Origin of the sequence: Martinezella lusitana (genome assembly GCF_014207095.1) — a bacterium.
Classification (GTDB): Bacteria; Pseudomonadota; Alphaproteobacteria; order Rhizobiales; family Rhizobiaceae; genus Rhizobium; species Rhizobium lusitanum_B.
In genome coordinates, this window is the sequence record NZ_JACHBG010000001.1 from 897622 (window position 1) to 916785 (window position 19164).

At 59.3% G+C, this 19164-nt stretch carries 18 protein-coding genes and 1 tRNA gene; 15 read left to right on the top strand and 4 right to left on the bottom strand.

The features are described from left to right. Positions 1-33 precede the first annotated feature (33 nt). From tatB to GGD46_RS04395, 6 genes are all read left to right on the top strand, one after another. On the top strand, positions 34-702 hold the full coding sequence (gene tatB / locus GGD46_RS04370) for a Sec-independent protein translocase protein TatB (protein WP_184702107.1): 669 nt from the start codon (positions 34-36) through the stop codon (positions 700-702). Then, positions 699-1520: a twin-arginine translocase subunit TatC gene (tatC, locus tag GGD46_RS04375; protein ID WP_184702109.1), complete on the top strand. Its 822-nt coding sequence runs from the start codon at positions 699-701 to the stop codon at positions 1518-1520. The genes tatB and tatC overlap by 4 nt, the downstream gene beginning before the upstream one ends. A 108-nt stretch (positions 1521-1628) precedes the next feature. Next, positions 1629-2912 carry a serine--tRNA ligase gene (gene serS, locus GGD46_RS04380; RefSeq protein WP_184702110.1) on the top strand — a complete coding sequence of 428 codons (1284 nt, stop codon included), beginning with the start codon at positions 1629-1631 and terminating at the stop codon, positions 2910-2912. A gap of 17 nt (positions 2913-2929) precedes the next feature. Continuing rightward, positions 2930-3694 carry a 5'/3'-nucleotidase SurE gene (gene surE, locus GGD46_RS04385; protein ID WP_184702112.1) on the top strand — a complete coding sequence of 255 codons (765 nt, stop codon included), beginning with the start codon at positions 2930-2932 and terminating at the stop codon, positions 3692-3694. Positions 3695-3698: 4 nt separating this feature from the next. Next, entirely contained in the window at positions 3699-4352 is a 654-nt protein-coding gene (locus GGD46_RS04390; protein WP_184702114.1) for a protein-L-isoaspartate(D-aspartate) O-methyltransferase, read from the top strand. 170 nt (positions 4353-4522) lie between these two features. Beyond that, positions 4523-6193, top strand: coding sequence for a LysM peptidoglycan-binding domain-containing M23 family metallopeptidase (locus tag GGD46_RS04395; protein WP_184702116.1), 1671 nt, complete (start codon positions 4523-4525; stop codon positions 6191-6193). A gap of 77 nt (positions 6194-6270) precedes the next feature. Here the strand turns inward: GGD46_RS04395 and GGD46_RS04400 are convergent, their stop codons facing one another. After that, complete coding sequence (locus GGD46_RS04400; RefSeq protein WP_184702118.1) at positions 6271-7143, bottom strand: ATP-binding protein; 873 nt, start codon at positions 7141-7143, stop codon at positions 6271-6273. A 207-nt stretch (positions 7144-7350) separates the two neighbouring features. Here GGD46_RS04400 and yajC point away from each other — a divergent pair, with 207 nt between their 5' ends. The 5 genes from yajC (at position 7351) to GGD46_RS04425 (ending at position 12201) form a co-directional block, all read left to right on the top strand. Next, positions 7351-7698, top strand: coding sequence for a preprotein translocase subunit YajC (yajC, locus tag GGD46_RS04405; protein WP_184702120.1), 348 nt, complete (start codon positions 7351-7353; stop codon positions 7696-7698). A gap of 158 nt (positions 7699-7856) precedes the next feature. After that, entirely contained in the window at positions 7857-10394 is a 2538-nt protein-coding gene (secDF, locus tag GGD46_RS04410) for a protein translocase subunit SecDF (protein WP_184702122.1), read from the top strand. Positions 10395-10398: 4 nt separating this feature from the next. Further along, on the top strand, positions 10399-10785 hold the full coding sequence (locus GGD46_RS04415) for an Mth938-like domain-containing protein (protein WP_184702124.1): 387 nt from the start codon (positions 10399-10401) through the stop codon (positions 10783-10785). 15 nt (positions 10786-10800) lie between these two features. Then, positions 10801-11661 carry a phytoene/squalene synthase family protein gene (locus tag GGD46_RS04420; RefSeq protein ID WP_184702126.1) on the top strand — a complete coding sequence of 287 codons (861 nt, stop codon included), beginning with the start codon at positions 10801-10803 and terminating at the stop codon, positions 11659-11661. A 78-nt stretch (positions 11662-11739) separates the two neighbouring features. After that, complete coding sequence (locus GGD46_RS04425; protein ID WP_184702128.1) at positions 11740-12201, top strand: hypothetical protein; 462 nt, start codon at positions 11740-11742, stop codon at positions 12199-12201. 11 nt (positions 12202-12212) lie between these two features. Here GGD46_RS04425 and trmFO read toward each other — a convergent pair whose 3' ends face one another. The 3 genes from trmFO to GGD46_RS04440 all read right to left on the bottom strand — a co-directional run bounded on the left by trmFO (position 12213) and on the right by GGD46_RS04440 (position 14458). Then, positions 12213-13655, bottom strand: coding sequence for a methylenetetrahydrofolate--tRNA-(uracil(54)-C(5))-methyltransferase (FADH(2)-oxidizing) TrmFO (gene trmFO, locus GGD46_RS04430; protein ID WP_184702130.1), 1443 nt, complete (start codon positions 13653-13655; stop codon positions 12213-12215). Between the two features lie 213 nt (positions 13656-13868). After that, complete coding sequence (locus GGD46_RS04435; protein ID WP_069611985.1) at positions 13869-14012, bottom strand: DUF1127 domain-containing protein; 144 nt, start codon at positions 14010-14012, stop codon at positions 13869-13871. Positions 14013-14311: 299 nt separating this feature from the next. Beyond that, positions 14312-14458, bottom strand: coding sequence for a DUF1127 domain-containing protein (locus GGD46_RS04440; RefSeq protein WP_081615319.1), 147 nt, complete (start codon positions 14456-14458; stop codon positions 14312-14314). An 862-nt stretch (positions 14459-15320) separates the two neighbouring features. On the opposite strand from GGD46_RS04440, the gene GGD46_RS04445 reads away from it, so the two are divergent. The 4 genes from GGD46_RS04445 to tig all read left to right on the top strand — a co-directional run bounded on the left by GGD46_RS04445 (position 15321) and on the right by tig (position 19070). Then, positions 15321-16460, top strand: coding sequence for a DUF2157 domain-containing protein (locus tag GGD46_RS04445; RefSeq protein ID WP_184702132.1), 1140 nt, complete (start codon positions 15321-15323; stop codon positions 16458-16460). Between the two features lie 5 nt (positions 16461-16465). Next, entirely contained in the window at positions 16466-17074 is a 609-nt protein-coding gene (locus GGD46_RS04450; protein ID WP_409527663.1) for a GDYXXLXY domain-containing protein, read from the top strand. 144 nt (positions 17075-17218) lie between these two features. Further along, positions 17219-17303: transfer RNA gene (locus GGD46_RS04455), tRNA-Leu, on the top strand. A 276-nt stretch (positions 17304-17579) separates the two neighbouring features. Beyond that, the gene (gene tig / locus GGD46_RS04460) at positions 17580-19070 is read left to right on the top strand and encodes a trigger factor (RefSeq protein ID WP_184702136.1); all 1491 of its coding nucleotides are present in this window, start codon (positions 17580-17582) and stop codon (positions 19068-19070) included. The last annotated feature ends 94 nt before the right edge of the window (positions 19071-19164 follow it).

The following is a 19164-nucleotide window of genomic DNA, read 5'->3' on the forward strand; positions in this document are numbered from 1 at the left end:
TTGGCGGCTTCCCGTGTGCCCAGGAGCCTTTGCATGTTCGATATAGGCTGGTCGGAGCTGGTGGTTATTGCCGTCGTGGCCCTCGTGGTCATCGGCCCGAAGGAACTGCCGGCAACGCTGCGGACAATCGGCAAGATGACGGCGCGCGCCCGTAAAGTCGCCGGCGATTTTCGTGCCCAGTTCGACGAAGCGATGCGTGAAGCGGATCTGAATGATGTCCGGCAGACGATTGCCGATGCGCAGAAGCTCAATCCGGTGAATTCTCTGCGTGAGGCAATGAACCCGTTGCGCGAGATGGGCAACGAGATAAAGGCCGATCTCCAGCGTTCAACGACGCAGGACAAGCCAGCAGTTGCCGCCACGCCGCTGCCGGCAGAGCCGGTACCGGGTGTCTCGGCCGGCCTGCCGGAAGCGCTTTCGGCAACTGCTGCGCCGAGCAATCCGTCGCCAGCGGCGGCGGCTGCGACGCAATCGGTCCCGGTTGTCAGCGAAACCGTCGCAAAGCCGAAGAAGCCCAGAGCCAAAACGACCGCGAAGGCCGACGAAGTCGCTGCCGCCGCGGTAAAGACGCCCGTTGTCACGGAAAAGCCAAAGCGTGCGCCACGTAAAGTGGCAACCGCTGCCGTAGCGAAAACGGCCGCAGCTCCCAGGAAGCGTGCTACAGCCAGCAAGACAACGCCGAAGAAGAAGGACGACGCATGACGGGTGATATCGACGATAAGCCGCAGCCGCTTATCGAACACCTTATGGAATTGCGCACGCGGCTCATCTGGTCGCTCGTGTCGTTTTTCGTTGCCTTCATCGCATGTTTCGCCGTGGCGAAACATCTCTTCAACTATCTGGTCTATCCCTATAAATGGGCGGTCGAATGGGCGAATCTCGACCTTGCAAAGGCCGAGCTGATCTATACCGCGCCGCAGGAATTCTTCTTTACCCAGGTCAAGGTCGCCATGTTCGGCGCCCTGGTGATTTCCTTCCCGATCATCGCCGCCCAGATCTACAAGTTCGTGGCGCCAGGCCTCTATAAGAACGAACGCTCGGCCTTCCTGCCGTTCTTGATCGCGTCGCCGATCCTGTTTCTGATGGGCGCGGCGCTCGTCTATTTCTTCTTCACGCCCATGGTGATGTGGTTCTTCCTGAAGATGCAGCAGGCGCCGGGCGACGGTCAGGTGGGTATCGCGCTGATGCCGAAGGTCTCGGAATATCTGAGCCTGATCATGACGCTGGTCTTCTCTTTCGGCCTTGTCTTCCAGTTGCCGGTCATTACCACGCTGCTGGCGCGCGTCGGTCTGTTGACGTCGACCTGGCTTGCGGAAAAGCGCAAGTTCGCGATCGTCTTCGCCTTTATCGTCGCCGCCGTGCTTACGCCGCCGGATCCGATGTCCCAGATCGGCCTTGCACTGCCGACGATCCTTCTCTACGAGATTTCCATCTACGCGGCGCGACTCGTGGAACGCCAGCGTACTCGGCAAGCGCTTGAAGAGGGTGGCGAGAGTTCCGACGTTGCCAAGACGGATTGACGTTTAGGCGAGGGAGGCCTCAGCCTCGTTTCTCAGGTATTTGCCGTTTCGACCTCCGACCGAAGTCTCGGTCGGAGTTTTACTCATGTGAAACGACCTGGAACGAAGATGCTTGATATCAGATGGATTCGTGAGAATGCCGAGGCTTTCGATGCAGCGCTTGCCAAGCGCAGCATGGAGTCTCTGTCGCAAAGCCTCATCGCGCTCGATGAGAAGCGCCGGTCCGTCGTGCAGTCCGTCCAGGATATGCAATCCCGCCGCAATACCGCCTCCAAGGAGATTGGCGCGGCGATGGCGCAAAAGAATACTGAGCTTGCCGAGAAGCTGAAGGCGGAAGTCGCCGACATCAAGGTCTCGCTTCCCGCTGCGGAAGAGCAGGAGCGCGCGCTGACGGCCGAGCTCAACGATGCGCTGTCGCGCATTCCCAATATTCCGCTTGAGGATGTGCCGGTCGGCAAGGACGAGCATGATAATGTCGTCAAGCATTCCTGGGGTGCCAAGCCGACGTGGAACCATCAGCCGAAGGAACACTACGAGATCGGCGAAGAGCTTGGCTATATGGATTTCGAGCGCGCCACAAAGCTTTCTGGCTCGCGCTTCACCGTGCTGACATCGCAGTTGGCACGCCTGGAGCGTGCGCTCGGCCAGTTCATGCTCGATCTGCATACCGGCGAGCATGGTTACACTGAAGTCAGCTCGCCTCTGCTGGTGCGTGACGAGGCGATGTTCGGAACCGGTCAGCTGCCGAAATTTGCAGAGGATCTGTTCAGAACCACGGATGGTCGCTGGCTGATCCCGACCGCGGAGGTTTCGCTAACCAACCTCGTTTCTGGCGAGATCCTTGATCATGAGAAGCTGCCGCTGCGCTTCACGGCTCTGACGCCATCCTTCCGCTCTGAAGCAGGCTCGGCTGGCCGCGATACGCGCGGTATGCTGCGTCAGCACCAGTTCTGGAAGTGCGAGCTGGTGTCGATCACCGATGCGGAAAGCTCCATTGCCGAGCATGAGCGGATGACCGCCTGCGCCGAAGAAGTGCTGAAGCGCCTTGGCCTTCACTATCGCGTCATGACGCTGTCGACCGGCGATATGGGCTTCGGCGCTCGCAAGACCTATGATCTCGAAGTCTGGCTGCCGGGGCAGGATACTTATCGCGAAATCTCTTCCTGCTCGGTCTGCGGCGATTTCCAGGCCCGGCGGATGAATGCGCGCTATCGCGGTAAGGAAGACAAGAGCACGAAGTTCGTTCACACGCTGAACGGCTCCGGCACGGCCGTCGGCCGCTGCCTGATCGCAGTGCTTGAGAATTATCTGAACGCCGACGGCTCCGTCACTGTCCCCGACGCACTGCTGCCATATATGGGTGGTGTGAAGAGGATCGAGAAAGCGGCTTAAATCGAGGCGGTAGGGCGATGCGCATACTTCTGACCAATGATGACGGCATTCATGCCGAAGGTCTGGCGGCACTGGAGCGCATTGCCCGCACCCTCTCCGATGACGTCTGGGTCGTGGCGCCCGAAACCGATCAGAGTGGCCTTGCCCATTCGCTGAGCCTGTCGGAGCCGCTGCGCATGCACAAGGTTTCCGACAAGCACTTCGCGCTGCGGGGTACGCCGACCGATTGCGTCATCATGGCGATCCGCCAGGTTCTGGATAAGAAGCCCGACATCATCCTTTCAGGGGTCAATTCGGGCTCAAACGTCGCCGATGACGTTACCTATTCCGGAACCATTGCCGGGGCGATCGAAGGGACGTTGCAAGGCGTTCGTTCTTTCGCGCTGAGCCAAGCATATGTGTACGAGAATGGTGCCCGCATCGTGCCCTGGGAAGTGGCGGAGGCGCATGCTCCGGCTCTGCTTGGCAAGCTCATGAATGTCGATCTGCCCGACGGCACCTTCCTGAACCTGAACTTCCCGAACTGTCGCCCGGACGAAGTTGCCGGGACGGAAGTGACGGCGCAGGGCAATCTCGCCTTCAACGTTCAGGTGGAAGAGCGTGCCGATGGCCGCGGCTTCCCTTACTACTGGCTGCGTTTCGGTGAACGCAGCGGCATCTTCCGTCCGGGAACGGATATTCAGGCGTTGAAGCAAAATCGCATTTCGGTAACGCCTTTGAAACTGGATCTGACGGATTATTCGGCGCAAGACCGCGTGGCGCGGGCGCTTGGTATGGAGTAACGGATTGACGCCTCGTTTGGTGGAGAAGGAAGGCTTTGCAGCTGTTGTTCTGCGGCTGCGGGCTGAAGGCATATTGGATATCGATCTGATGACGGCCGTCGAGCAGACGCCGCGCCTGCCTTTCGTGCCGCCGCAATTTGCCGAGGATGCCTATTCCAGCCGGACGATTCCGATCGAGTGCGGCGCCTTCATGGAAGGCATCGACCTTGTCGTGCGCATCCTTCACAGCCTGAAGATCAAGCCGGGCCATCGCGTGCTCGAAATCGGCACGGGCAGCGGCTTTACTGCCGCCGTCATGGGGCGAATCGTCGAGCGCGTGCTCACCGTCGATCGCTACAAGACCCTGACGACATCAGCGCAGCAACGCATGGATGCGCTGGGCCTGCGCAATGTTATTATTCGTCAGGCCGATGGCAGCGTCGGGCTGCAAAGCGAGGGCACCTTCGATCGCATCCTGGTGACATCAGCCTTTTCGACCATGCCGCGCTTCTATGCCGAGCAGTTGGTGTCGGGCGGATCAATGATCGCGCCGCTGATCGTCTCCGAGGATGTTTGCCGCCTGGTGCGGCTGACGAAGACCGGTAGCCGCTTCGAGCGCGAGGAGCTTTTCGACGTTCCTTACCAGCCCATCGTGCCGATGCTCGCCTCTTATCTTTGAGGCTCAATTCAGGCGGATGCAGCCGAAGCGGCAGGGCCGAAGGCTGCTTCTTTTTTCTATGGTTAGCAATTCCTCAAAAAAACACATGCCGCACCAGTGCTTTAACCGCATGGTAAGATTAACGCGCTTTAATCGACCCATAAACGGTTGCGTCTTAAGTGGGTCGAGTCATGGGTTTCAGTCTTTCTTCAAACTTCGGTAAATCGGCAGGGAAAGTCCTTGTGGCCATTCTTCTGGCGAGCACTGCAACAGCTTGTAGCTCAGACACGACCCGTTTCAGCGGGCTCTTCAACAAGACGGACAATGTGACGACGGGTTCGATAAACCGTCGAAGCCTCAATGGTCCGAACGGCGATCCGGTGCCGCGCGCCGATGTTGCCCAAGCCGGCGGCTATGGCCGGCAGGATTATTCGCAGCAGAGCGCACCGGTCTCGCAACCCTATCCGAACTCCCCGGCTCGCTATAATCCCTCTTACTCCAGCGCGCGGGCATCCGCGGCGCCGGTTGCAATCCAGCGCTCCGAACTTGCTCCTCCCGGCGCTTCCGCCGAGATCGCTCGTCCGCGAGCCGTCTCCAGGGCTGAAAACGAGGCCTTGGCCCAGCCATTCCCGGCGACGCGTGGCAATGGCGGTTCGCGCAACGCTCCGGCGCTCGCACCGGACACCCTGTCGACCGGCACGATCAAGACGGCCGCCGCTACGCCGCAAATGTCTCCGGGCTGGACCACGGTCAATGCTCCGAGCGTGACGCTGCATCAGGGCGAAAACATCGCATTGCTGTCGCGCCGCTATGGCGTTCCCGAGAAGGAAATTCTGCGGGCCAATGGTCTGCGCAACGGCGCCGGTGCTCAGCCCGGTCAGCAGATCATCATCCCGACCCAGAATGGCGCAGGTGCCTCGAGCCCTGCGAAGATGGCTTCGGAAGCTACGGATCTGTCGAAGGGCGGCAAGATGCCAGGTCCGGGCAAGGCTCCGCAGCAAGACGCGCTTGCGCTGCCGTCCGGCAACCAGATGCGCGGCAAGTCTCAGGCCGGTCTTCCCGACCCGAACAAGCTTGCCGCCGGTAACGGAAAAGGCCCCGGCCCGAAGGGTGCTGGCAGCTATGTCGTCAAGCCGGGCGACTCGCTGGCGAGAATTGCCAAGGAAAGCGGCGTTAGCGTTGCCGAACTGAAGCGGGCGAACAACATGCAGGCTGGCGACAGCATTCGCATCGGTCAGGCGCTGGCATTGCCGCATGGCGCCGTTGCCGCGGCCGATCCGGTCAAGACCGCTTCTATCGAGCCGCAGAAGGTCTCGGTTAAGCCGGGCGCCGTGCCGGTCGCTGAACCCGCTGCCAAGCAGGCACCCAAGGTTGCCGCCGTAGCCGATGCTCCGAAGGCGAAAGAGGTGGCCTCGATCGCTCCGAACCAGTCGATCAACGATGCGGCCAAATCAGACACGCAGGCGGATGCGCCCGAGGCGACCGGCATCGGCAAATACCGTTGGCCGGTCCGCGGTGCTGTCGTCGCCAGCTACGGCGCCAACGTCAATGGCAGCCGTAACGATGGTATCGACATCTCCGTTCCCGAGGGTACGCCCATCAAGGCCGCCGAGAACGGCGTCGTCATCTATGCCGGCAATGGCCTGAAGGAACTCGGCAATACGGTCCTCGTCCGTCACGACGACGGCACGGTTACGGTCTACGGCCACGCCGACGCACTCAGCGTTGCTCGCGGCCAGAAGGTTCAACGCGGTCAGACCCTCGCGACATCGGGCATGAGCGGCAATGTCAGCCAGCCGCAGCTCCATTTCGAAGTCCGTAAGAATTCGGCTCCAGTCAACCCAATGACGTTCCTTGAATAGGTCGTGCGTCTCAAGGACTCTGCAAAAAGCCCGGCGCTTGCCGGGCTTTTTGTCGTTTGGAGCATTGTATACGCCGATCAGTCGCGCTCGAGGACGATGCGCAGCCGCCCGGCGAGATCCTGGATGTATTGCCATGCAACGCGGCCCGATCTTGCGCCGCGCGTCGTCGCCCATTCCAGCGCCTCGTGGTGTATCTTGGCGCGGTCGAGGTCGAGCTTGAAATGGTCGGCATAGGCGTCGATCATTTGCAGATAGTCTTCCTGGCTGCACTTGTGAAAGCCGAGCCAGAGACCGAAGCGATCGGAGAGGGAAACCTTCTCTTCGACTGCCTCTGACGGATTGATCGCCGTCGACTGCTCGTTCTCCATCATGTGGCGCGGCAGCAGATGGCGACGGTTCGAGGTGGCATAGAACAATACATTGTCCGGGCGTCCCTCGACGCCGCCGTCGAGCGCTGCTTTTAGCGACTTGTAGGCGGTGTCGTCGTGGTCGAAGGAGAGGTCGTCGCAGAAAATGATGATGCGATGCGGCGCGGCCTTCAGAATGTCGAGCAGCACCGGCAGCGACGAGATGTCTTCGCGATGGACTTCGATGAGTTTCAGCGACACGCCGGTCGCGCGGCGTACATCCTCATGGACGGCCTTGACGAGCGAGGACTTGCCCATGCCACGCGCGCCCCACAGCAGTACGTTGTTGGCGGCAAAACCTTCGGCGAAACGCAGAGTGTTTTCGTGCAGAATGTCGCGTACATGATCGACGCCGCGAATGAGGGTGATTGCAACCCGGTTCGGCCGCGGCACGGGCTGCAGATGCAGTCGGGCAGGAGCCCATACGAAGCAGTCGGCAGCATTCCAGTCATTGATGGCCGGAGCCGGCCCGGCCAGACGTTCGACAGCATCGGCAAGGCGACGAACTTCGGCAAGGATCAGGGCGTTTTGGTCTTCAGTCACCGTTTTCCTCCTGAATATTGAACAAGAAAGTCGTAAAATGCGCGCGCTGTCTTGCCGGGTATCATGCTCCTTTCGGGCCTGAAAGGCTAAGAGACCGGGAAAACGGTACGGTTGGCGGCTGTTTTTGTTGCAATCGCCATGCGCGTAACTATATTCCGGCCACCTGACGCGGGCCCGGTTCCCGCAAGGAGTTCAAGGGAGTTCTCGATGTTTATCACCAACGCATATGCGCAGAGCGCTACAGATTCGGCCGCTAGCGCTTTCGGCGGTTCCGGCTTTGAAATGATCATCCTGTTTGTGCCGCTGATGGTCGTTTGGTATTTCCTTCTCATCCGTCCGCAGCGTGCGCAGGCGAAGAAGCGTGACGAGATCCTGAAGAACATTCGCCGCGGCGATCAGATCGTTACCAGCGGCATTGTCGGCAAGGTCACGAAGGTCATCGACGACAAGGAACTCGAAGTCGAAATCGCAGACGGCGTTCGCATCCGCGTCGTCCGCAGCGCCATTTCCGAAGTTCGCGTCAAGGGTGAGCCCGTCAAGGCCGACGCTGCGTAAGCTTCTCGCGTGCAGGCAGCTCGCCTGGCGAGTGCATGTCTTCGAAAATCGGAATCGACTTTCTTGAGAGACTGTGCACAAATTCAAGGTGTTACTGCGCCCATTGCAATTCCTATGGAGAGCGGGGCGCAGTAGAGAAGCCCAAATTCGAGAGAGCGATGCTGCACGTCTCCTGGTGGAAGACCACCCTGATCTGGTTCGCCGTTCTCTTGAGCGTGCTTCTTGCCATCCCCAACCTGCTTGGGGAGTATACAGTTTCCTCGCTTCCTTCCTGGTGGGCGCATAGAAAGATCGGGCTCGGTCTGGATCTGCGCGGCGGCTCGCATCTTCTGCTGAAGATAGAACGGGACGATGTCGAGAAGGATCGCCTTGAAAATCTCGTCAGCGATATCGCGACCCGGCTGCGCACCGTCAATATTGCCTATTCCGGCCTGACCGGGACCGGACGGAAGATTGAGCTTCGCATCAACGACACCGCACAGGTCCAGGCTGCCCTGACGGCACTGCACCCGCTCACGGCAGGATCGGATAAGCCGCCGGTCAAGCTTTCCCAGGGCGCGAACGGCGCAATGACCTTCGATATCACCGACGAGGATATCAATAGTCATGTCTCCTCCGCTGTCGTCCGCTCGATGAAGGTTATTCGTGATCGCATTGCGCAACTGGGCGTGGGCGAGCCTTTGATCCGCCGTCAGGGGCGGGATCGCATTGTCGTGCAAGTCCCCGACCTTGCAGATCCACAGCGGTTGAAGAACCTCCTCGGGCAGCCAGCCGAACTCAGTTTCCGCTTAGTCGATCAGTCCATGACGGTACAGGCGGCCATGGATGGCCATCCGCCCGCCGGCTCAGACGTCATGTTTTCCGAGGACGATCCGCCAGTCGGCTATCTCGTCCAACGACAGCCTATCCTCTCAAACGTGGATTTCGCCGACGCCGAGGCTGTGGTCAACAACGGAGGCGGGACGGTTTCCGTCAAGTTGACGGCGGAAGCAGGCCATCGTTTCGCGCAAACGACGGCAAGCAATCTTGGCCGGATCGTCGTCGTGGTGCTCGACGATCAGATCATCTCCACCGCCGCGCTGAAAACGGTGATCGCAACCGGGGAAGTCGATATCCCCGGCGACTTCACGGCCCAGGGATCCCAGGACCTTGCGGTGATGATCAAGAGCGGACCGTTGCCCGCAACGCTCACACCCGTCGAAGAGCGAACCATCCAGCCCGGCCTGGGCAACGAGGCGGCGCGCTTCGGCATCATCGCCTGCATCGCCGCCGCATTGTTCGTGACCGCCCTGATGATCGGCTTCTATCGTCTGCTCGGCGTTGTCGCGACCATCTCGCTGATCATCAACATCGTGATGGTCGTCGCGATCATGGGATTGTTCGGCATAGCACTGACATTGCCCGGTGTCGCCGCCATCGTCCTCATCATCGGTATCGGGCTCGATGCTCTGGTTTTGATCTACGAGCGCGTGCGCGAGGAGGAAAAGAAGACCCATCTCCTCGTTGATGCGCTTCGCCATGGCTTCAATAGGGCCGCGGCAACCGTGGCCGACGCCAATCTGACGGTGCTCATCGTCGCTGCCATTCTGTTTTACGCCAGCAGCGGCTCGGTGCGTGGCTTCGCGGCGACCTTGATCATCGGCGTTTTCACGACCTTCTTCACGTCCTGCTTCGTCACTCGCTCGCTCGTGGACATGTGGATATCGCATCGCAAGCCGCGCACATTGCTTGTCGGTGTTCGCAGCGGTGTTTTCGACAATGCCAACATCCGCTTCATGGGTATTCGCCGCTACACCTTCACGATATCGGCGGCTTTATCGGTTGCGACCCTTCTTGCCTTCGCGACGGTCGGCATGCATCTAGGCATCGATTTCGCCGGCGGCTCCATCATCGAGGTTCGCGCCAAGCAGGGTGTTGCCGATCCGGCAGATATTCAATCCCGCCTTGAGAATATCATTCCAGGCGATGTCCAGGTCGATAGGCTCACCGATCGCCTGGGAGCGGTCATTCGCGTGCATGCGCAGGATGGGGGAGAGAATGCGGAACAGTCAGCCGTAACGCTCGTGCGCGAGGAATTGGGCAAAGACTATGATTTTGCCCGCGTCGAGGTCGTTGGTCCCGCCGTTTCCGGCGAAATCACGACCACCGCCTCGTTTTCCGTTCTCGCGGCACTGATTGCAATTTTGATCTACATCTGGCTGCGGTTCGAATGGCAGTTCGCAGTCGGCGCGATCATCGCCACACTGCACGACGTCATCCTGACGCTCGGCCTTTTCGTGCTATCAGGCATGGAATTCAACATGACCGGCATTGCCGCGATCCTGACCATCGTCGGCTATTCGCTGAACGATACGGTGGTGGTCTACGACCGGATGCGCGAGAACTTGAAGCGCTATTCGCAGATGCCGCTGCCGATCCTGATCGATGCCTCCATCAATCAGACACTATCTCGGACCATTCTGACATCCGCGACGACGCTTCTGGCGCTGCTCGCGCTCTACATTTTCGGCGGCCAGGTGATACGTTCGTTCACCTTCGTGCTGCTTTTCGGCGTCGCCGTCGGCACTTTCTCGTCGATTTATATTGCGGCGCCCGTGCTGATCCTGTTCAAGCTGCGTCCGGACAAGTTCCAGGCCGGCGGTGAAAGCAATGGGCCTGCAGCCGGCGACATTCAGTCAGGCAAACCAGCGGTGTAAGACATTGGCAAAAGGTATAGAAATTCGCAACGCGCATTTTCCAGGGCGCGCACCGATCGACGCTTATGGCAATGGCGGCTTCCGCTTTGCCGACATGTCGCATCGTGGTTCGCTGCTTTGCCTGCCATCGGGCATTTACGGCTGGGACATGCTGCAGGGCGATGCTCTGACGCCAGATCGTTTTCAGAGGGTTCTCGATGAGGCCGCCGATATTGAAGTGCTGCTCGTCGGCACGGGCATGGAGCTGCGGCCGCTGCCGGCCGACCTCAAGGCTGCCTTACGCGCCAAGCAGATTTCGTCGGACCCGATGAGCACAGGGGCGGCGGTACGCACCTTCAATATCATGCTATCCGAGTCGCGCGCCGTGGCCGCTGCACTGATTGCGGTTTGAGATCCGGACGGAAGCATGACGACGACAGCCGCGCCGCGCGACAATCGAGACATTTGCCTCGCCACGCTTCGAGATACCGATCGTGATCGTTATCTCGCCTGCCTGCTGGCACCGGAAGACAAGCGCCCCGCGCTTGCTGCGCTCTATGCTTTCAATGCTGAATTGGCGCGCATTCGCGATCTCGTGCACGAGCCACTGCCGGGCGAAGTGCGAATGCAATATTGGCGCGATCTTCTCGAAGGCCAGGCGCACGGGTCGAGCGAAGCCAATCCGATTGCCGCCGAGCTCCTGACGGCGATCGAGCAATACCGGTTGCCGCGCCAGACGCTGATCGACATGATCGATGCGCGCATTTTCGACCTCTACGACGATCCGATGGAGACGCGTGGCAATCTCGAAGGCTATGCCGGCGAGACGGCATCAGCTCTCATCCAGCTTGCGAGCCTGATTCTATCGGCGGAAGAGGCGAAGCGTTCGGCCGATGCCGCGGGTCACGCCGGCGTCGCCCAGGCGATTGCCGGGTTGCTGTTGCTCATGCCGCTCTATCGTCATCGCGGCCAGCTGTATCTGCCTCTTGAGATTCTCACTGCGACAGGTCTCGATCGCGATTCATTCCTTGCCGGTGAAGATCGGGCCCGTATTTCCGTGGCGATCGAGGCATTCGCAGGTCTCGGCCGCGAGCACTTGGCCAAGGCCAGGGCGGCTGGCGCCATCCCGGCTGCGGTGTTTCCGGCGTTTCTGCCTGCCACGCTGGCAGAGCCGGTCTTGAAGAAAGCCCAATCGCTCGGAGCCGGTCTTTTCGACCATCCGTTGGCGCTGCCGCAATGGCGTCGTCAGATGCGCATGGCGATAGCGTCGATCACAAAGAAAATCTAAAATACACCAAGCTCGCGCAAGTCTCGCCGTCTATGACGATGGATGGGCAACTTGATTTGCATTTCAGGGGGATCTGCCGTGGGTATTGTCGTCTGGTGCATACTGTTTGCGATCGTCATCTTCTTTGCCTATTTCGCGACGCGCATGGCGTCGCAGAACAAGGAAGATGGCCTGCACGACACAGGCCTCGCCATTCTGGAATTTGGCCGCGCCTTTCCGATGGAGGCGATCCGCCAGCTGCAGACGACGGCGGACGGGCAGGCGGTCTTCGTACGTCTGCATGATGACAAGGCCGGCTTCATGCGCAACGTGCGCAATCATTTCAGTGTTCACCTGATCGAGCCCGGCCGGGCTCTTGCCAAGCTTTCAGGAACCGGTCGCGGCCTGACGGTCGATTTTCTCGACGTGCCGCATCACAACGGCACGTTCGAATTCAAGAGCCCGGATGAAGCTGCGGAAGTCTCGCTCTGGCTTCTCGGCAATTATGTTGCTGGCGATGACATGAAGCTCGAGCATCACGCCCCGCCGGCAAAGGCCTGAACGTCAAAGCCTTAGGTTTCAGGCGTTTCCGCAAGCATGGGTGCCTGCACGCCCAGCCACTTGGCGCAATCGCCAAGTGCGCGCTTGGCGATGAGCTGGCGCTTCATGATCGTCTTGTCTTTGCCGCGGAAGCGCTTGACGCCTTCCGGCTTGACGATCGAACCCGGCTCCAATTCTGGAAAAAGTCCGAAATTGATGTTCATCGGCTGGAAGGAGCGCTTGCCCGGCTCTTCGTCAGAAACGATGTGTCCGCCGGTGATGTGGTTGAGCAGCGAGCCGAGCGCCGTCGTATTGGGCGGCAGGGATGCCGCTTCACCCTTGCGCTCAGCAGCCGCAAAACGGCCGGCGAGCAGGCCGATGCTGGCGCTTTCGACATAGCCTTCGCAGCCGGTGATCTGGCCGGCAAAGCGCAAGCCCGGCCGCGACTTCAGCACCAGTGAGCGATCGAGCAAGGTCGGCGAATTGATGTAGGTATTACGGTGCAGGCCGCCGAGGCGGGCGAATTCCGCATTCTCGAGGCCTGGAATCAGCCGGAAGATCTCGGCCTGCGCGCCATATTTCAGCTTCGTCTGGAAGCCGACCATATTGTAAAGCGTGCCGAGCGCATTGTCCTGGCGCAGCTGCACCACGGCATAGGCCTTGACCGTGGGGTTATGCGCATTGGTGAGCCCCATTGGCTTCATCGGGCCATGGCGCAGTGTTTCGCGACCGCGCTCGGCCATGACCTCGATCGGCAGGCAGCCGTCGAAATAGGGCGTGCCTTCCCATTCCTTGAAGCCGACGGCGTCGCCGGCAATCAGCGCATCGAGGAAGGCGTTGTACTGAGCCTCGTCCATCGGGCAGTTGATGTAGTCCTTGCCCGTGCCGCCCGGTCCGACCCTGTCGTAGCGGGACTGATACCAGCAGATATCCATGTTGATGCTGTCGCGATAGACGATCGGCGCGATAGCATCGAAGAAGGCGAGTGCATCGGCGCCGGTTTCGGCCTGAATGGCGCTGGCGAGCCCCGGCGCCGTCAGCGGGCCGGTGGCGATGATTGCCTGGTCCCATTCCCTCGGTGGCAGGCCCTGGATCTCTTCGCGGACGACCGTGATCAATGGATGGCTCTGCACCGCCTGCGTCACCGCCGCGGAAAAGCCGTCGCGGTCGACGGCGAGCGCGCCACCGGCCGGCACCTGATGCTTGTCGGCACATGCCATGATCAACGAGCCGGCCATACGCATCTCAGCATGGATGACGCCGACTGCATTGCTGGTCGCGTCGTCAGAGCGGAACGAATTGGAGCATACGAGCTCGGCAAGATCGTCGGTCTTGTGTGCTTCGGTGCCGCGTACGCCGCGCATTTCATGCAGGATGACGGGTACACCGGCATTGGCGATTTGCCACGCGGCTTCCGAGCCGGCGAGGCCGCCGCCAATGACGTGGATTGGGGAGTGAGAACTGGTCTGTGTCATGCGCGCGTCATTATCACGGCCGGGGCGGCGATCCAAACGCTTTACCGGAGCAGAGCGCGCAAAAGTGGGCAGAGGTTCGGTGAAAGCGATAGGCGCAGAACGCGCAAATCAACCACAGCGAGGCAAGTTGATGAGTATCGACGAACATAACCGCCCGGAATCAAAAACGGCGCCGAAAGGCGCCGTCTTGAAGTAGTCTGCAGTTTCGACCGATTAACGGAAGGAACGAGCAGCGATGTTGCGGATTTCGTAGCGGCTGACGCCGATGTCCGAAAGGGTCTGGCTGGAGAGGTTGCCGAGTTCGTTCAGAGTGCGGCGGTAGCTGATCCAGTTCTTTGCAATGCGAATCGGGTTCATGATCTTATCCTCAGTATCTTGTTTGCGGGCGGTACGATTACCGCCTCAGCTGTTGCACTCTATATAGGCGCAAACGCACCTTTTGTGCAGTGCAAATAAAAGGCGTCTGCTATGCATTTGTGCAATATGACGCCCAAAAACCTATCAATGCTTAGAATTTGGACGACTTGCATCTCGCGAATGGTTCAGAGCGGATCATGGAATGTTGCGATGCACAATGAACAAAAAGAACGCCCGTCGCGGAGGTCCGCAACGGGCGTTGTGAAGGCTTTCGCTAGTGGGCGAAGCCTATCCGGCGATTAGCGGCCGGTGGCTTCGCGAGCAACGCGATGAATGTCGGCGCGATCGATGCCGAGGTCGTGCAGTTCACGAGCGCTCATGCGGCCGAGTTCGTTTACGGTCTGACGATACTTGCGCCAGTTGTTGAAGGAGCGGGTCAGGTTCATTTCAGTCCCTTTCGAGGATTTGGAGATCTCGTAGCCCCGTGATTGGTGCCGCCGTCGATCTGATGCCTCCTTATATATGCTGCGCCGCAAGAACTAAAAGCGCCAAAGCTTCATGTCACCCATGCATATGGTGCATATCGTGTGGGCGGTCTGCCCAAGAAGATGGCTGCTTTATGTGCATATCGCGGCTGAAGCGAGAGTGGATTTGGATGCATGACGTCAGTCCCGGCTCGGCATTTCAAGGCTGATTGCGGCGCTTGCCGTCATTCGGCCATGTTTTTGCCAGCCTTGCGGTTTTGAGGGAGGTCGACTGCTCGTGGCTGATCTGGGGGAGCCGCCGGTAACTGCACCGAGAACACAATCCGTCATCTGGCCGCATTTCACGGATGTCGCGCATAAACCGATTGAAACGGGAAAAAAATAACGCCCACCGCGGGAGGAGGATGCGGTGGGCGTCATTTATAATGATTGACGACTGGGAGGAGGAGGGTCGTCAATCCATCGGATCGCACTGGGAGGAGGAGTGTGCGGCTCCGAATTCCGTGTCGGGAAAATCGATCCCGAGGCTCTTTCCGACTAAGGCCGGCCCGGCGTGCCACCGCCGTGTACTGTTGAGTTATAAATAGTATGACTTTTATCGTTTGTGCAGCGCAATAATTTCATGATAGGCATGTCGTCAGCGCATGTCTCGTATGGGTATCTCGATACCAATCTTTAGAATACACAGCAATCGCTTAATATTACATTAACGAAACAGCTCTCGGCAGTGGACGATCATTTGGCCGTCTGTGCTGGGGCGCATCGATTGCATGATGATTTGTGATAACTCTTCTCGGATGGGGAATCGCAGCGAGGAGCCGGGATGTATAGAGGCAGGCTGGAGCGGGATCTGAAGATCTGGGTCGACAAGGGCCTTGTCGACGCGGCGGCGGCAAAGGCTATGCTGCAAGAATATGATGGTCGCCAGACGAGTTTTAGTGCTGGTCGGGTTCTGGCCATTATTGCGGCCACGCTTCTCGGCCTTGCACTGCTGCTCTTCATTTCCGCTAATTGGGAAGGGATCCCGAGGCTTGCGCGTCTGGCGGCGCTGGTCGCCATGATATGGGCCCTTTATCTAGGCGCCGCCTACCTGCTGGCCCTGGGGCGCTCGATTCTTGCCGCAGCGCTGCTCATTCTCGGCACGCTGAGCTTCGGCGGCGCCATGGCTCTGGTCGGACAGATGTATAATATGTCCGGCGACGAACTGACGATGATGATCGTCTGGTTCGCTTCGGCCTGCATCGTGGCGGCGTTGTTTTGCTCAAGCGCGCAGGTCGCGCTTGCGGGCTTTCTCGCCTGGACATTTTGCGGCTTCTATCTTTGGGATCATTTCAACGACTGGGATGGCCTCATGCCGTGGGTGCCGCCCCTGATGTCAGTAGTTCTGATCATCCTCGTCAGATATGTCGACGCACCGGGGGCACGGCACTTCGCCTATCTCATGCTTGTCGGATGGCTGACATGGCTTTTTGGCCAGCATGAAAGTCAGAATGCGGCGATCCTTTTCGCGGCCGTCGGAATGGTGGTCTTCCTTGCCGTCAGCGTTCCAGCCTCGCCACTCATGCCTGTCGTGCGGTCGGCGGGTGCCGTGCCCGGCTTTTATGCCTTTCTTCTTGCCTCGATCGGCCTCTTCCTTGTCCATGCGGAAATCGGCGGCGGCATTTTCTCCAGCAGTGCTTGGGTCGACCACAGGCTGCCGCTTATCCTCGTGGCAGCCGCAACGCTGGCAAGCGCGGTGGTGGCGATCGCTCTTGGCGGCCGTGACAATGGCGCAGTGCGCTATCTCGCTTACTTCGTCTTTGCCTGCGAGATTCTTTATCTAGCCAGCGAGACCATCGGTTCGATCATCGGCACGGCAGGTTTCTTCCTGATCGCCGGTCTGATGGTAGCGCTCGCCGCGTGGGTGGTCATCCAGCTCGAGCGACGATTCTCCAACGCAGACAGGCAGGAGACACGGGCATGACCGATATGGCCGACAAGAACATTGCCACCGTCACTCCGCGCCGACTGTGGGCAGCAGCCATTATCGTCGCCATCCTGCAGACCGCCGTCCTTGGCTATATGGTCGGCGAACGGGCTTGGGGCTTGCGAAGCGGTGTCGAAGTCATTCTGAAGATAGCGCCTGTCGATCCCCGCGATCTCCTGCGCGGCGACTACGTCACCTTGAACTACGACATTTCGCGGGTCCCGATGTCGACGCTGCGCGACGGACCGCCGAAAATGAGCCTGACCACTCAGGTCCTGTCCGTTCGGTTGAAAAAGCAGGAGGACGGCTATTGGGGCATTGTCGAATCATCCTTTAAGCCGCTTGAGCCAAAGCCTGATACCGTCATCCTGAAAAGCTTGCCGTTCGACTATACATTTTATGGCGACGCCACCGATGCGTCGCAGGAGATGATCGGCGTGATCTATGGCATCGAGCGCTATTATGTGCCCGAAGGACAAGGGCACGACATCGAAAGCGCACGCAATGCCAATCGCGTCGCTATCGCCGCTCGTATCTCTTCCGGCGGCAAAGCCCACATCAGAAGCCTGCTTCTCGATGGCAAATCCGTCTATGAAGAGCCGCTTTACTGACGATATTGACCCGAAGATGCCGATAAGCTTTGTGAGCAGTCGTGGAACCGTCATTTTTCCTTTGCGTGGTTTGAAACGGGTGATATAGAGACGCCGCGCTCCGGAAGCCCCCATGGGCAGGCATTGCCATGCGGTTTTGGGAACGCGGGTATGGTGAAATTGGTAGACACGCCAGATTTAGGTTCTGGTGCCGCAAGGCGTGGGAGTTCAAGTCTCTCTACCCGCACCAAGACGTCTTATGGACGGGGGAGGCTGATGAAGTCCGTCTCCCGATAGCTATAGGACGCGCCATTTTGCCCAGGCATCCCGCTTCGAATGGGGAGTGGATCAGATGCTCTGGCTCGAAACGAGGATTGAGCTGCCTTTTGCGCGTTCGTTGGAAGGCGCGGCGCTCTTGGCAAAATGATAGAGAATTGCATCCAAGCCACGCTCGGGATTTTCCGGCGTCGTGCTCATCGTAACGAACGGCTGTCTGGGCACGGCCGCCATGAATGAAGGTAGGACAATGCAGGTTATCGAAACGCTCGCTGAAGGGCTGAAGCGCGAAATCAAGGTGGTCATCCCGGCCAAGGACATGGAAGTGCGCATGAACGAGCGCCTGGCCGAGGTCAAGGACAAGGTCCGGATCAACGGCTTCCGTCCCGGCAAGGTTCCGGTTGCTCACCTGAAGAAGGTCTACGGCAAGTCGATCATGGCTGATCTCGTCAACGAAATCGTTCGCGACCAGCCGCCGGCAATCCTGACCGAGCGCGGCGAAAAGTCGGCTACCCAGCCGGAAATCGCCATGACCGAGGACAAGGACGAGGCAGAAAAGATCCTCGCTGCCGAGGCCGATTTCGAATTCACGCTCTCCTACGAAGTCATCCCGGCGATCGAGCTGAAGTCCGTCAAGGGCATCAAGGTCACGCGCGAAGTTGCTGAAATCGCCGAAGACGAAGTTACCGAGCAGATCCTCAAGATCGCTGAAAGCGCTCGTAGCTACGAAACCAAGAAGGGCAAGGCTGCCAACGGCGACCGCGTCACCATCGATTACCTCGGCAAGGTCGACGGCGTTGCCTTCGACGGCGGCAAGGACGAAGATTCGCAGCTGGTTCTCGGTTCGAACCGCTTCATCCCGGGATTCGAAGAGCAGCTCGTCGGCGTCAAGGCTGGCGAAGAGAAGGTCATCACCGTAACCTTCCCGGCTGACTACCCGGCCAAGAACCTCGCAGGCAAGGAAGCCACCTTCGACATCAACGTCAAGGAAGTCGCTGCTCCCGGCGAAATCGAAATCAACGACGAACTCGCTTCCAAGCTCGGCCTCGAATCTGCCGATCGCCTGAAGGAAATCGTTCGCGGCCAGATCGAAAGCCAGTACGGCTCGGTTACTCGCCAGAAGGTCAAGCGTCAGATTCTCGACCAGCTCGACGAAATGTATCAGTTCGACACGCCGCAGAAGCTTGTCGACGCTGAGTTCGCCAGCATCTGGCGCCAGATCCAGGCGGATCTGGCTGAATCCGGCAAGACCTTCGAAGACGAAGACACGACCGAAGAAAAGGCTCGCGAAGAATACCGCAAGCTCGCTGAGCGTCGCGTTCGCCTCGGTCTCGTTCTCTCCGAAATCGGCGAGAAGGCCGGTGTCGAAGTCAGCGAAGACGAACTGCAGCGCGCTCTCTATGCTCAGCTCCAGCAGTTCCCGGGCCAGGAAAAGGAAATCCTGGAATTCTTCCGCAACACGCCTGGCGCTTCCGCTAACCTGCGCGCTCCGATCTTCGAAGAAAAGGTCATCGACCACCTGCTGACCGAAGTCGACGTTACGGACAAGACCGTTTCCAAGGAAGCGCTGCTGGCCGACGACGAAGACGAAGACAAGCCGGCTGCCAAGAAGGCTGCTCCGAAGAAGAAGGCTGCTGCCAAGGCTGAAGCGACTGAAGCTGCTGCCGAAGGCGAAGAAGCTGCCGCTCCGAAGAAGAAGGCTGCTCCGAAGAAGAAGGCCGCTGAGGACAGCGCCGAGTAATCGGTTCTTCTTCCGGACTGAAATCAAGAGCCCTGCCGTTTGCGGCAGGGCTTTTTTGTTGTGTCAACGCAGGGACTCTTTTGTTGCTTCCCTT